The organism is Brevundimonas sp. (assembly GCF_016463485.1).
In the GTDB taxonomy this organism is placed as follows: Bacteria; Pseudomonadota; Alphaproteobacteria; order Caulobacterales; family Caulobacteraceae; genus Brevundimonas.
The window spans coordinates 1-13,035 of record NZ_JAEMRD010000096.1 but is presented as its reverse complement, the minus strand read 5'-3'; the positions used below and the strand labels follow the sequence as shown (position 1 = coordinate 13,035).

Below are 13,035 nucleotides of genomic sequence, written 5' to 3'. Positions count from 1 at the left end.
ACGAGTTCGGCGAGATCGGCATCGACAACGACCTGGTCGTCGGCGCCGACGAGGATGTGTTCGAGATGAACAACGGCTGCGTCTGCTGCACGGTGCGCGGCGACCTGATCCGCGTCGTCGCCGGCCTGATGAAACGCCAGCAGCCGGGCGCCCCCGCCTTCGACGCCATCATCGTCGAGACCACGGGCCTGGCCGACCCCGGCCCGGTGGCCCAGACCTTCTTCGTCGACGAGGACGTCAAGGCCAAGACCCAGCTGGACAGCGTCACCGCCCTGGTCGACGCAAAACACGTCATGGCCCGGCTGGACGACTCGAAGGAGGCCCGCGAACAGGTCGCCTTCGCCGACCGCATCATCCTCAACAAGACCGACCTGGCCTCCGAGGCGGAACTGGTCGCCGTCGAACAGCGGCTACGCAAGTTGAACCCGCTGGCCCCCATCACCCGCGCGGAACGCGCCAATGTACCGCTGGACCAGGTTCTGGGTCTCGGCGGCTTCGATCTGGAACGCATCCTCGACATCAACCCCGAGTTCGCCAATCCGGGCCATGGCGAAGAGGGCCACGTCCACGACGAACACTGCGGTCACGATCACCACGACCACGACCACGACCACGACCATGGGCACGACCCCCACGGCGCAGATTCAGACCATTCAGACCCTGTTTCGCATTCTCACGGCGCCCGAGGCCATGCCCACAACGACGACATCAAGGGCGTGTCCCTGTCGCTCGATCGCCCGATGAACGGGGTCAAATTCACGAACTGGCTCGACCGCCTGCTGGGCGAGCAGGGCCAGAACATCCTGCGCGCCAAGGGGATTATCGATGTCCAGGGCGAGGACCGCCGCATGGTCTTCCAGGCCGTTCATATGATCCTGGAAGGCGACCTCCAGCGCGAATGGGGTGCCACCGAACGCCGCTGGTCCCGCGCCGTCTTCATCGGCCGCGATCTCGACGAAGCGGCGCTGAAGGCCGGGTTCGAGGCCTGCGCGGCGTGAGCTTCACCTTCGACGCCCAGATCACTGCCGCCCTGTTCGATAACTCCGGCGCCGTCTTCACCCTTGGCGATGGCTCGGTGCGGTTCGAGGACGGCAGCTATAATGCGGTCCATGACGGGGCCATCCTGTGCGCGGCGGTCCATCCGTCGGGCGACGGCGTCGTCACGGGCGGCGACGACGGCCGGGTGATCTGGTCGCGCAAGACGGAGGCCGGTGTCCTGGCCACCTCGGTGAACAGCCAATGGATCGACGCCATCGACGCCTCACCGGACTCCAGGCTGATCGCCTTCTCCTCGGGCAAGACCCTGTCGGTGATCGATGCCACCGACGTCTACTTCCGTCGCGACTATGCACACGAACGCACCGTGTCCGGCGTGGCCTTCGACCCCAAGGGCCGGCGGATCGCCACCTCGACCTACGGCGGCTGCGCTCTTTGGTACGCCCGGATCGAGAAGCAGAAGCCGGTGATGCTGAAATGGGCCGGATCCCACACCGGAGTGGCCTTTTCGCCCGACGGAAACTTCGTCGTCACCATGATGCAGGACGCCCAGCTGCACGGCTGGCGACTGAAGGATTCCAAGGACATGCGGATGGGGGGCTATCCGTCCAAGGTCCGCTCGGTCGCCTTCCTGTCAGAGGGCCGGCTGATGGCCACCTCGGGGGCCCAGGGTGCCGTGCTGTGGCCCTTCATCGGCGCCAACGGACCCATGGGTCGGGAAGCCACCGAGATCGGCTATGACGAAGGCAGTCTGGTCACCCTGGTGGCGGCGCGACCGAACCACGGTGTGCTCGCTGCGGGCCTGTCGGACGGCCGGGTCTGGTGGGCCGATCCGGCCGGTCAGGGCCTGAACTTCGTCAAGGCCGACAGGGGCGCGCCGATCTCCGCGCTCGCCCTGTCGCCCGACGGCCGCCTCGTCGCCTGGGCCGATGAGGATGGCAACGCAGGTGTCGTAGAGGCCTGATCGCGTCGAATCACCTCATCCTCGGCTCTGGCCGGGGAGGCGAGATGAACAGGAACGACAGCGGAGGCGGCACGATGGTCTGGGGCTGCCTGGCCGTGATCATCCTCATCGCCGTTCTCGGCGCAGGCCTGGCCGTCGTCTTTTTGTGGGACGTCAACTCAGCATCCTGAGCCGGCTCTTGCCAGCGGTGCCGGGATGACGAACATGGGCCCATGCTCGGGGTTCCAAAGCTCGGTCGGCGCAGCCGGCCCTTCCTCATCGCCTTTCTGGTGCTGTGTTTCCTGCCGATCGGCGGGGTCCTGATCCACGCCCTCGTTCCTCCGCCCATCACCATCCTGATGGCGCAGCAGGCCCTGGGCGGCAAAGGCCTCGACTATCGCTGGCGTGGCCTGAACGACATCTCGCCCAATCTGGTCTATTCGGCCATCGCCGCCGAGGACGCCCGCTTCTGTTCCCATCGCGGCTTCGATATCGAGGCGATCCAGAAGGCTTTGGCCCACAACGAGGACGGCGGCCGGGTCCGGGGCGGCTCGACCATCAGCCAGCAGACCGCAAAGAACGTCTTCCTCTGGCCCGGCCGCGACTGGGTCCGAAAGGGGCTGGAGGCGGGCTATACCGTCATGATCGAGACCATCTGGGGCAAGCGTCGCACGCTTGAGGTCTATCTCAACGTCGCCGAATGGGCGCCGGGGGTCTACGGGGCGGAGGCCGCGTCTCGCCACTGGTTCGGCAAGTCAGCACGCGACCTGACTCCGCAGCAGGCCGCCCGCCTCGCCGCCATCCTGCCCAGCCCCCGCCGCTACGACGCGGCGACGCCCGGCCCCTATGTCCGCAGGCGCGCTGCCCGCATCCAGGCCTCGGCGCGCGTGGTCAGGAATGAGGGACTGGCCGCCTGCGTGATCCGGCCGGGCTGATCTGCGGCGACGCTTGACGCAAGCCCCCGCTTCACTCTTGATCCGTCGCCTGTCCGGAGAATTCCCATGAAGCGTCATCTGCTGTCCGCCGTCGCCGTCTGCGCGCTTGGTCTGCCCCTGACCGCTTGCGCCGGAAATGGATACTTCGACACGCGCTCGACCGGCGTATCGCCAGACGCTCCGGCCGGGACCGCCTATGTCCCAACGGGCCAGACACCTCCGGCCCGCTTTCAGGCCGAACCCCTCACATCCGACTCGCTTAAGTCCGGCGCATCCGCCCCTTCCACCTCCGCTGTCACCGAACAGCCTGCCACAGCCGAAGGCGCAGCCGCCTTCGTGGCGGAGGCCGAGACGAAACTGGCGTCGCTCAGTGAATACGCCCAGCGGGTGCAGTGGACCCGCGCGACCAACATCACCTTCGACACCATGTGGCTGGAGGCCAAGGTCAATGGTGAGATGACCGAGTTGCAGGTCCAACTGGCCAATGCCGCCGCCCGCTTCAACGACGTCGAGACCGCGCCCGACGTGCGGCGCAAGCTGAACCTCATGCGCCAGGGCATCGTCCTGCCGGCCCCCAATCGTCCGGGCGCGGCGGCCGAACTGGCCGAGATCACGACGCGGCTGGACTCGACCTATTCGACCGGCAAGTTCGAGTTCGAGGGCAAGACCCTCACCCTGGACGAGGCCAACATCCTGATCGCAGAAAGCCGCGATCCGGCCGAAACCAAGGCGCTGTACGAAGGCTGGCGCACCATTTCCCCGGTCATGCGCGAGGACTATGCGCGCCTGGTCGAGATCGCCAACGCGGGCTCGCAGGAGCTGGGCTTTGCCGACACCGGGGCCATGTGGCGGGCCGGTTACGACATGGAACCCGACGCCTTCGCGTCCGAGACCGACCGGCTGTGGGGCCAGGTCCGGCCCTTCTACGAGAACCTGCACTGCTATGTCCGGGCCCGGCTGAACGCGAAATACGGCGATGCGGTCCAGCCCGCGACCGGCCCGATCCGCGCCGACCTGCTGGGCAATATGTGGTCGCAGCAGTGGGGCAATATCTATGACGTCGTTGCCCCAACCACCGGTGGCGCATCCAGCTATGATCTGACCGAGCTGCTGACCTCGGCCCAGTATGACGCCACGAAAATGGTCAAGACGGGCGAGGGCTTCTACACCTCGCTGGGCATCGCCCCCCTGCCCCAGACCTTCTGGGAACGCAGCCAGATCACCCGCCCGCGCGACCGCGAGGTCGTCTGTCACGCCTCGGCCTGGGACGTCGACAACCTCGAGGACGTGCGCATCAAGATGTGCACCCAGGTCAACGGCGACGACTTCTATACGGTCCACCACGAGCTGGGCCACAACGTCTATCAGCGCGCTTACAAGGACCAGCCTTCCCTGTTCAAGAACGGGGCGAACGACGGCTTCCACGAGGCGATCGGCGACTTCGTCGGCCTGTCGGCCCTGACACCCACCTATCTGAACCAGATCGGCCTGTTGCAGACCGTGCCGGGCGAGGCTGAGGACATTCCCTTCCTGCTCAAGATGGCGCTCGACAAGATCGCCTTCCTGCCCTTCGGCCTGATGGTCGATCGCTGGCGCTGGGATGTGTTCAGCGGCAAGACGGCCCCGGACCAGTACAACGCCGCCTGGACCGCCGACATGCTGAAGTACCAAGGTCTGGTCCCGCCCGGACCGCGCCCGGCCGACGCCTTCGACCCCGGTGCCAAATACCACGTCCCCGGCAACACCCCCTACACCCGCTACTTCCTGGCCCACATCTACCAGTTCCAGTTCCAGCGCGCGGCCTGCAAACAGGCAGGCTGGACCGGGCCGCTGCATCGCTGTTCCATCTATGGCAACGAAGTCGTCGGCCAGCGCTTCAACGCGATGATGGAGATGGGCCAGTCGCGCCCCTGGCCCGAGGCGATGCAGGCCTTCACCGGCGAGAGCGGCAACGACGCCTCGGCGATCCTGGACTATTTCGCCCCGCTGAACGCCTGGCTGACCGAACAGAACCGCGGCAAGCCCTGCGGCTGGACGTCCTCGACCTGATCCGTCCAGGCGTCCGTCAGACCGTCGTTCAACGTCGATTAACCGCGTTCCTTGGCGCTTGTCTTAACCGCGCCGAGCTAAACCGTACCGATTGCGGGGTCTGCGCCCCGCGTGATCGGTCGGGTGGACGATGACTGTCGGCAAGCGGATCAGTGGCATCTTGGCAGCGACGCGATCGCTTGCCGGGCGTTTCGCCGCCTCGTCGCGTGGCAACGTCGCGATGCTGTTCGCCCTCAGCCTGCCCGTCCTGGTCATGATCACCATGGGCGGAGTGGACATCAACCGCGCCGCGACCGTGAAGGGCAACCTTCAGGACGCGCTGGACGCCGCAGCCCTGGCCGCGGCCCGATCACAGGCCGTTTCCGACGCGGACCTGACCACCATCGGCACCAAGGCACTGCGGGCCAACCTGGCCAACTATCCAGACATCACCTTGGCCAGCGCGACGTTCACGCTGAACTCGGACCAGGTCGTGATCTCGAACGCCACTGTCAATGTGAAGACCCTGGTCGCCAACATCGTTCTGCCGCCCTACGGCCGCCTGCTGGACGACACCCTGCCGGTCGGAGCCCATTCCGAGGTCAACCGCTCGTCCAAGAACATCGAGGTCGGCCTGGTGCTCGACATCACCGGCTCCATGGCCGGCCAGCGGATCATCGACCTGCGCGCCGCCGCGACCCAGCTGGTCGACATCGTCGTGCAGACGGTCCAGTCGCCCTACTATACCCGCATGGCCATCATCCCCTATTCGATCGGGGTAAACCTGGGCTCCTATGCCGACGGCGCGCGGGGTGCAGCCACCGGAGCCCGGCCGATCACCGGCGCGGCCTGGACCACGGGGTCAGCGATCGGCATCAACGGCATCACCCGGGTCGCCACGGGCGTCGTTACCACCGCCTCGGCCCACGGCCTGGTGACCGGCGACTATGCCTGGATCTCGGGCGTCGCCGGCATGACCCAGATCAACAACCGCGCCTATCGCGTGGTGCGGATCACCAACACCACCTTCTCGCTCCAGACCTGGAACGGTTCGACCTGGGTGACTTTGAACACCACTTCCGGTGCCGGCTTCAGCGCCTATTCGGCAAGCTCCAGCGATCAGGTTCGCAAATGCCTGGTGTCCGACTGCACCGTGGTCGTCACGTCCACGGCCCACGGCATCCCGGCGACGACGACCGACACGGGATCGACGATCCCCGGGACGGTCTACATCACCGGCGTCAACGGCATGACCCAGATCAACAACCTGCCGTTCGAGGTCGCCAACGTCACCACCAACTCCTATTCCCTCAGAGGCGTCGTGGGCCCAACGGTCAGTGCCTACACCTCGGGCGGTTCATCGTGGTGCGGTCAGGACGGCTGCCAGTATCGTGCCTTCCGCCGCGACTCCGATGACCTTCTGGTCGCGGTCCAGACCTCGTCCTGCGTCAGCGAACGGACGGGGACCAATGCCTACACCGATGTGTCGCCTGCGACCTCCAGGGTCGGCCGCAACTATGCCTCCACGGCAAACCCCTGCCCGACACCGACGATCCAGCCTCTGACGTCCAGCATCTCGACCTTGAAGACAAAGATCAGCGGCCTGACAGAGACAGGGTCTACCGCAGGCCAGATCGGCCTGGCCTGGGGCTGGTACTCGGTCTCGCCCAACTTCAACACCCTGTGGTCGTCGAACCCGGCCGGGGCCTATGATTCCTCCGAGACCCTGAAGGCTGTCATCCTGATGACCGACGGCGATTTCAACAGCCCCTACTGCACAGGCGTCCTCGCGGCGGACTCCGGTTCGGGCTCGGGTTCGACCAACGACCACATCAACTGCAACGCCACCAACGGCAACCCCTTCACCCAGGCGACCCAGATGTGTGCCGCGATGAAGCTCCAGAACATCGTGGTCTATACGGTCGGCTTCCAGGTCACGCCGAACAGCAATGCGGCCAACATCCTTGCCACCTGTGCTACCGGCCCCGATTACGCCTTCCTGCCGGCCAGCGGCGCCGACCTTCGTGACGACTTCGCCGCCATCGGACGGGACATCACAAGGCTGAGGATCAGCAGGTAGGGCGAAGAGCCCTCCTTCGAGAGCGCTTCGTGCCGCGCCAACGCCCGCCTCGCGGAGCCTCGCTGCGTGAGCGCGAGCCAACGCGCCTCGTCTTGCGCTCAAACAGAGAGCGACCGCGTCGCGAACGGAGCGCGGCGCGCCAGCGCCCTGACCTAAAGCAGCCGGATTTCTTTCAACCGTTCGGTCAGGAAGTCCTCGGCCATGATCGATTTGCCGACATAACGATCCGGGTTCTCCGGCGTGATCGTCGAGGGCAGGGTCTCGATCACATAGTCCGGGTTGAAGTGCAGGAAGAAGGGCGTCGAATAGCGGGCGAAGCCGCGCCGTTCGGGTGCCGGATTGACCACACGGTGGGTCGTCGACGGCAGGACGTGGTTGGTCAGCCGTTGCAGCATGTCGCCGATATTGACCACCAGCGCGCCCGGCGGCGGGGCGATGTCCAGCCATTCGCCGTTCGCGTCCTTGAGCTGCAGCCCGGCCTCTTCGGCACCCAGCAACAGGGTGATGACGTTGATGTCCTCGTGCGCCCCGGCCCGAACACCAGGCGCATCGGCAGGCACCGGCGGATAGTGCAGCATCCGCAGCACTGAATTCCCCAGCTCCACCTTGTCCTCGAAGAAGTCGTCTCCGAGCTTCAGATAGCGGGCGATGGCGCGCAGCAGCTTGCGGCCCAGAGCGTCCAGAGCCTCGAACATCCCGTACAGGTGGTCGCGGAACCCCTCGACCTCGGTCGGCCAGAGGTTCGCCCGCATGTACTTCGCATAGGCATGGCCGGGCGGCAGTTCGCGACCGGTGTGCCAGAACTCCTTCAGATCGACGGTCTTGGCGTCCTTGGCCGCCTCGACGCCGAACGGTGTCAGCCCCCGCGCACCGCCTGTGCCCGGCATGTGATAGGCCCGCTTCACGTCCTCCGGCAGGGCGAAGAAGGCCTTGGCGTCGGCCAGAGCCGCTTCGATCACCGCCTCGTCCAGCCCGTGATCGGCGACCACGGCAAAGCCATAGGTCCTGAACGAGGCACCCAGTTCGTTGCTGAAGCCCTGAAAGTCGGTGTCATAACGCGCCATCGACACCGGCCGGATCCCCTGCAGGGTCGCGTCGGCGGCCGGGGTCTGGGCCAGAGTCGGGGTAAGCGTCGAGGTCACGGGCGGGGCCTTTGGTCGGGAATGCGGAGATGTACATACGCCCTATCGCCGGAAATTGGCAGATCGGCGGCGCGCATGCCCCGTGGGCCTCAATCCGGTGCCGGAACCTTCACCGTAAGGCCACGTTTGATCGCCAAGGGATGGGCCGGGACCACAAGGAGTGATCATCATGCGCACCAACATCATCGTCGCGGCCGTCGGCACCCTCGCCATGCTGGGGGCTACTGCCTGCACCACCACCGACCCCTACAGCTCTGCGCCACGCCGGAACAACACCGCGACGGGTGCCTTGGCCGGAGCCCTCGGCGGTGCCGTGCTCGGTTATCTGACCAACACCTCGAACGGCGAAGAAGGCCGCAAGAACGCCCTGATCGGCGCAGGCGTCGGGGCCCTGGGCGGTGCCGCCGTCGGCCAGTACATGGACCGCCAGCAGCGCGCTCTGGAAGCCGAACTGTCCGGCACCGGCGTCGGGGTCGCGCGTCAGGGCGACAACCTGGTCCTGCGCATGCCGTCGGACGTGACCTTCGCCGTCAACCAGTCGAACATCGAGCCGCGCTTCGACGCCACCCTGGCGGACGTCGCCAATGTGCTGCGTCAGTATGATCAGTCGATGGTGGACATCATCGGGCATACGGACTCCAGCGGCGGCGACGCCATCAACCAGCCGCTGTCGGAGCGCCGTGCCGTCTCGGTCGCCGACGCTCTGATCCGCAACGGCGTCCAGCGCGAACGCCTTTATGTCGCCGGCAACAGCGCCAGGACGCCGGTGGCGTCGAACGCCACGCCGGAAGGTCGCGCCCAGAACCGCCGCGTCGAGGTCCTGATCCGCCCCTTCACGGGCTGAGCGTCCAGCACTGCGACAGTCGTGAACGGTGGGCGGGCAGTTCCGCACACCGTTCCGTGACTTGCGCCGTTCGCCGACCCGTGGTGACTAATCCGATCGATCGACTCGGGGGAGCGCGATGTATCCGGACGATGGCGAGGAAGGTGTGGCATTGGCGGCCAGATTGCGCCTGGCCGCCATCGCGCTCGCCTCGGCCGTGGTCACAGCCACAGTCGTCATCGGGGCCGGCGGCGCATGGCTCGACCGCGTTCACCCCACAGCATCGTCCACCGCATCGATCCCTGCCGAACCGACAGCACAACTGATCCGGACCTCGGGCTGAGCCCGCCCTTGCGGTTCGGTGCGACACAGGGCCAGATGCCCGCGTGATATCGATGCCCACCCCAGCTGCCGATAGCCGGCCCATCACCCTGATCGGCGCCGGCGGCCAGGCCCGGGTCGCCGCCGCCTGTGCCCGTCGCGCCGGTCTCGTCATCGGGGCGGTGCTGGATGCCGCGCCCGACCGGATCGGCCAGGTCGTCGGAGGTATCGAGGTGACGGCCGACGACCAGCGCGGCGACAGCCTCTTCCATCTGGCCATCGGATCAAACCGGACACGACGCGAACTGGCCTTCGCCCGGCACGGGGCCGACTGGGCGACCATCGTCGACCCGGACGCCAGTATGGCCGACGATGTCGTCTGCGACGTCGGTACCCTGATCGGCATGGGTGCGCGGGTTCAGACCGGAGCCCGGCTGGGCTGCCATGTGATCGTCAACACCGGGGCTGTCGTGGAGCACGACTGCCTGGTCGGCGACTTCTCCCACATCGCCCCCGGAGCTGTCCTGACCGGAGCCGTGCAGGCCGGCGAAGGAGTGTTGGTGGGGGCGGGAGCCGTCGTCCTGCCGGGACTGACCCTCGGGGACTGGTCCGTCGTCGGCGCAGGCGCGGTCGTCACCCGGTCGGTCGAGGCCGGCGCAACCGTCGTCGGCAATCCGGCCGGCCGAATGGAGCCCCGCCAATGACGCAGCAGTCAAGCGCACTGGCCCGCATCCCCCTGTCCGCGCCCGACCTGGGGCCTGCGGAGCGTGCCCTGTTGATCGAGACCTTCGACGCCGGGTGGGTCTCTTCCGTCGGGCCCGTCGTCGAGCGGTTCGAGCGGACTTTTGCAGAGACCGTCGGCCTGGCCCACGCCACGGCGGTGTCGTCGGGCACGGCGGCCCTGCATCTGGCTTTGGTCATGCTGGGGCTGAAGCCGGGGGACGTGGTCATCGCCCCGACCCTGACCTTCATCGGCGGCGTCTCGCCCATCGTCCAGACGGGTGCCACGCCGATCTTCGTCGATGTCGATCCGGTCAGCTGGAACCTGGACCCGGCCCTGCTGGATCAGGCGTTCGAGGGTGCGGCGCGTGACGACCTGACCGTCCGCGCCATCGTCCCGGCCGACCTCTATGGCCAGTGCTGCGACATCGATGCCATCCGCGCCGTCGCCGATCGCCATGGCGTCCCCGTCATCCTCGATGCGGCCGAAGCCGTGGGGGCCAGCCGGAACGGTCGAGCCGCCGGGCACGGTGCCCATTGCGCCGCCTATTCCTTCAACGGCAACAAAATCGTCACCACGGGTGGCGGCGGCATGCTGGCATCGGACGACGCCGCCCTCATCGCTCGCGCCCGCCACCTGGCAACCGCCGCCCGCCTCCCCGCTGTCCACTACGAACACGCCGAGACCGGGTTCAACTATCGGCTGGGCAGCCTGGCCGCCGCCGTAGGCCTGGCCCAGTTGGGGTCGCTGGAGGCCAAGGTCGAACGACGGCGCGCCATCTTCGAGCGCTATGTCGCCCGGCTCGGTGCCGTCCCCGGCCTGTCGTTCGCGCCGGAGGCTCCGGGCTGTCGGCACACCCGGTGGCTCAGCGTCATCCGGCTCGATCCGGCCCGGGCCGGTGCGCCCGAGGCTCTGCGTTTGGCGCTTGAAGCGGCAAACATCGAAAGCCGGCCGATCTGGAAGCCCATGCATCTGCAACCCGCCTTCGCCGGGGCGGCCATGATCGGCGGTGCGGTGGCCGAGTCCCTGTTCGCCACCGGCCTGTGCCTGCCTTCTGGCAGCGCCTTGACGGACGACGACATCGACCGGGTCTGCGACGTGATCACGGCCGTCATGAACTGACGGGCCGATCGCGTTGACCCGTTTTGCGTGAGCCTCTAAGCGGGGGCCTCTTCGGGTCGGAGCGGCACAGGCGTGAGCAACACATCCCTCAGCAAGTCGGTCGCCCGCTACACCAAGTCGCTGCGCATCTCGCTGGGCCTCGCCAGTCCCGAACTCCGGGCCCATGCGGACGGGCGGATCGAGCCGTCGCTACTGACACGCGGCACGACGGGTGCTCGACTGCGCGCCGTGGAGACCGATCTGGCACGCCTGACCCAGGGCTGGAACCAGCACATCCCGCAGCTCCTGTCCGTCGCGGCCGACGCCCGGGTTCGGGCTCACGAAGCGGCCGACGCCTACGGCCGGTTGGACGAAATCACCGCCGGCCTGACCGGGCTGAAGGCCGAGATCGCCGCTCTGGAGGCCCGGATCGAGGCGCTACGCCCTTCGGACGCGGTCACGCCTTCCCTCGCTGATGTCCTGCCCGTCACGCGCCGCAAAACGCCGGCACCCCGCACCGACCGGACCTGATGTCGGAGCCGCAGCCGACACGGGTGGTGATCGTGTGCCCGACCCTGTTGCGCAACGACGCGGTGGGCGAGGCGACGCTGAACATGGTCCGCGACCTGGCGGCCGACGCACACAATCAGGTCACCCTGGTCTGCCGCAACAGCGACCCGCACGAGTTCGAGGTCACCCGGGTCCGGTCCCTGTCCGACCTCCTGCTGACACCCGCCTTCCTGGAGGCGGACGTGGTGATCTATGTCTTCGCCATCTTCAACGAGTTGTTCGACGCCATACTGCTGGGCAACGGGCGGGCGCGCCAGATCGTGCGTTTCCACAACGTCACGCCCAAGGCCCTCGTCGGGGAGGCGGACCATCCGGTTATCGACCGGTCCATGGCCCAGATCCAGAATTTCGCCGCCGCTGACGAGCTCTGGGCCGACAGCCAGGAGAACCGCGACGAACTGCTGCGCCAGGGTCTCGATCCCGATCGCATCCAGGTCATGGACCTGGCCGTCACCCCGCCGACAGTGGGACGGCTGGCCGACAAGGCGCGCGGGCCCATCAATATCGTCTATGTCGGGCGTTTCGTGCAGTCCAAGGGGGTCCATGAACTGCTCGAGGCCCTGGCCCTGTTGCGCGACCGGTCGCCGGTGCCGTTCAAGGCGCGACTGCTGGGCAACACACGACACGCCTCGCCGGACTATATCGCCCATCTCGACCGCCTGATGACCGATCTCGATCTGCACGACCATGTCGATCTGGGTGGCACGATATCGGACGCGGGTCTGGCCGAGGCCTATGGCCAGGCCCATGTGTTCGCCACGGCATCCCGGCACGAAGGTTTCTGCGTGCCCGTGATCGAGGCTCTGGCGGCGGGCTGCGTGCCGGTCTCCTACGCCAACTCGAACCTGCATTATATCGGCGGTGGCCTCGGCCGGCTGGCGCGGGACGAGACGCCTGTTGCGCTGGCAGAGGCTTTGGCCAGCGTGGTCGGCGACATCGACCGAGGTCTCCCACACCAGACTGCTTCGGCCGCGCTCGCCCTGGATCGCGGTCCATTGACCATCGCCGCTTTCGATGACGCCGCGCGAACCCACGTCGCGGCCTTCAGCCGGGGCCGAGCCGCCGATCGGATGCGGGACAGGCTGACGGTCCTGACCACGTTGCCGGACGCGATCGCACTGGAAGCTCCCGCTCTCGCCTGACTCGCAGCGCCGGGACTGACGCCCGCTTCGCCCGATGGTGTTGAGGCCTTACCGACCTCCAAAACGAAAACCGCCGGCCTCGCGATGCGGGGCCGGCGGTTTCTTGTCGTTTCGACTTCAGGCCGACTTCGGACCCGGATCGCTCCGGGTCCTGGGTACGGGTCCTAGAAGTTGATGCCGATCGTGGCGCGACGGTTCAGCGGCTCGCGCACGCCGTCGGCCGTGGCCTTGGC

General features: G+C 67.2%; 13 protein-coding genes. 12 read left to right on the top strand and 1 reads right to left on the bottom strand.

The window, feature by feature from the left end; genetic code table 11:
* The 6 genes from JHC99_RS13045 to JHC99_RS13020 form a co-directional block, all read left to right on the top strand.
* Positions 1 to 998, top strand: a 998-nt coding sequence (locus JHC99_RS13045) for a GTP-binding protein (RefSeq protein ID WP_292154814.1), incomplete at its 5' end; no start/stop codon positions are given.
* Positions 995 to 1,960 carry a WD40 repeat domain-containing protein gene (locus JHC99_RS13040; RefSeq protein ID WP_292154813.1) on the top strand — a complete coding sequence of 322 codons (966 nt, stop codon included), beginning with the start codon at positions 995 to 997 and terminating at the stop codon, positions 1,958 to 1,960. The genes JHC99_RS13045 and JHC99_RS13040, both read left to right, overlap by 4 nt.
* A gap of 44 nt (positions 1,961 to 2,004) precedes the next feature.
* Positions 2,005 to 2,130, top strand: coding sequence for a hypothetical protein (locus tag JHC99_RS13035; protein ID WP_292154812.1), 126 nt, complete (start codon positions 2,005 to 2,007; stop codon positions 2,128 to 2,130).
* A 42-nt stretch (positions 2,131 to 2,172) separates the two neighbouring features.
* On the top strand, positions 2,173 to 2,874 hold the full coding sequence (mtgA, locus tag JHC99_RS13030) for a monofunctional biosynthetic peptidoglycan transglycosylase (RefSeq protein ID WP_292154811.1): 702 nt from the start codon (positions 2,173 to 2,175) through the stop codon (positions 2,872 to 2,874).
* Positions 2,875 to 2,940: 66 nt separating this feature from the next.
* Positions 2,941 to 4,923 (top strand): M2 family metallopeptidase, encoded by a 1,983-nt coding sequence (locus JHC99_RS13025; protein WP_292154809.1) that lies wholly within the window; start codon positions 2,941 to 2,943, stop codon positions 4,921 to 4,923.
* Between the two features lie 130 nt (positions 4,924 to 5,053).
* On the top strand, positions 5,054 to 6,982 hold the full coding sequence (locus JHC99_RS13020; protein ID WP_292154808.1) for a TadE/TadG family type IV pilus assembly protein: 1,929 nt from the start codon (positions 5,054 to 5,056) through the stop codon (positions 6,980 to 6,982).
* A gap of 152 nt (positions 6,983 to 7,134) precedes the next feature.
* On the opposite strand, the gene JHC99_RS13015 is transcribed toward JHC99_RS13020, so the two are convergent.
* Positions 7,135 to 8,046 (bottom strand): 2-oxoglutarate and iron-dependent oxygenase domain-containing protein, encoded by a 912-nt coding sequence (locus tag JHC99_RS13015; RefSeq protein WP_292154815.1) that lies wholly within the window; start codon positions 8,044 to 8,046, stop codon positions 7,135 to 7,137.
* 247 nt (positions 8,047 to 8,293) lie between these two features.
* On the opposite strand from JHC99_RS13015, the gene JHC99_RS13010 reads away from it, so the two are divergent.
* From JHC99_RS13010 to JHC99_RS12985, 6 genes are all read left to right on the top strand, one after another.
* Positions 8,294 to 8,968: an OmpA family protein gene (locus JHC99_RS13010; RefSeq protein WP_292154807.1), complete on the top strand. Its 675-nt coding sequence runs from the start codon at positions 8,294 to 8,296 to the stop codon at positions 8,966 to 8,968.
* Positions 8,969 to 9,086: 118 nt separating this feature from the next.
* Complete coding sequence (locus JHC99_RS13005; RefSeq protein WP_292154806.1) at positions 9,087 to 9,290, top strand: hypothetical protein; 204 nt, start codon at positions 9,087 to 9,089, stop codon at positions 9,288 to 9,290.
* A 52-nt stretch (positions 9,291 to 9,342) separates the two neighbouring features.
* Entirely contained in the window at positions 9,343 to 9,972 is a 630-nt protein-coding gene (locus tag JHC99_RS13000; RefSeq protein ID WP_292154805.1) for a NeuD/PglB/VioB family sugar acetyltransferase, read from the top strand.
* On the top strand, positions 9,969 to 11,111 hold the full coding sequence (locus tag JHC99_RS12995) for an aminotransferase class I/II-fold pyridoxal phosphate-dependent enzyme (protein ID WP_292154804.1): 1,143 nt from the start codon (positions 9,969 to 9,971) through the stop codon (positions 11,109 to 11,111). Before JHC99_RS13000 ends, JHC99_RS12995 begins: the two co-directional genes overlap by 4 nt.
* A gap of 72 nt (positions 11,112 to 11,183) precedes the next feature.
* A complete protein-coding gene (locus JHC99_RS12990; RefSeq protein WP_292154803.1) occupies positions 11,184 to 11,621 on the top strand; it encodes a hypothetical protein in 438 nt (145 codons plus the stop codon).
* Entirely contained in the window at positions 11,621 to 12,802 is a 1,182-nt protein-coding gene (locus JHC99_RS12985) for a glycosyltransferase family 4 protein (RefSeq protein WP_292154802.1), read from the top strand. The genes JHC99_RS12990 and JHC99_RS12985 overlap by 1 nt, the downstream gene beginning before the upstream one ends.
* Positions 12,803 to 13,035 lie beyond the last annotated feature (233 nt).

What these genes read in the sequence shown, in the direction of transcription:
- JHC99_RS13035 (WP_292154812.1), top strand. Translation starts at nt 2,005, where the DNA reads ATGAACAGGAACGACAGCGGAGGCGGCACGATGGTCTGGGGCTGCCTG.
- mtgA (WP_292154811.1), top strand. Translation starts at nt 2,173, where the DNA reads ATGCTCGGGGTTCCAAAGCTCGGTCGGCGCAGCCGGCCCTTCCTCATC.
- JHC99_RS13025 (WP_292154809.1), top strand. Translation starts at nt 2,941, where the DNA reads ATGAAGCGTCATCTGCTGTCCGCCGTCGCCGTCTGCGCGCTTGGTCTG.
- JHC99_RS13020 (WP_292154808.1), top strand. Translation starts at nt 5,054, where the DNA reads ATGACTGTCGGCAAGCGGATCAGTGGCATCTTGGCAGCGACGCGATCG.
- JHC99_RS13015 (WP_292154815.1), bottom strand. Translation starts at nt 8,046, where the DNA reads ATGGCGCGTTATGACACCGACTTTCAGGGCTTCAGCAACGAACTGGGT.
- JHC99_RS13010 (WP_292154807.1), top strand. Translation starts at nt 8,294, where the DNA reads ATGCGCACCAACATCATCGTCGCGGCCGTCGGCACCCTCGCCATGCTG.
- JHC99_RS13005 (WP_292154806.1), top strand. Translation starts at nt 9,087, where the DNA reads ATGTATCCGGACGATGGCGAGGAAGGTGTGGCATTGGCGGCCAGATTG.
- JHC99_RS13000 (WP_292154805.1), top strand. Translation starts at nt 9,343, where the DNA reads ATGCCCACCCCAGCTGCCGATAGCCGGCCCATCACCCTGATCGGCGCC.
- JHC99_RS12995 (WP_292154804.1), top strand. Translation starts at nt 9,969, where the DNA reads ATGACGCAGCAGTCAAGCGCACTGGCCCGCATCCCCCTGTCCGCGCCC.
- JHC99_RS12985 (WP_292154802.1), top strand. Translation starts at nt 11,621, where the DNA reads ATGTCGGAGCCGCAGCCGACACGGGTGGTGATCGTGTGCCCGACCCTG.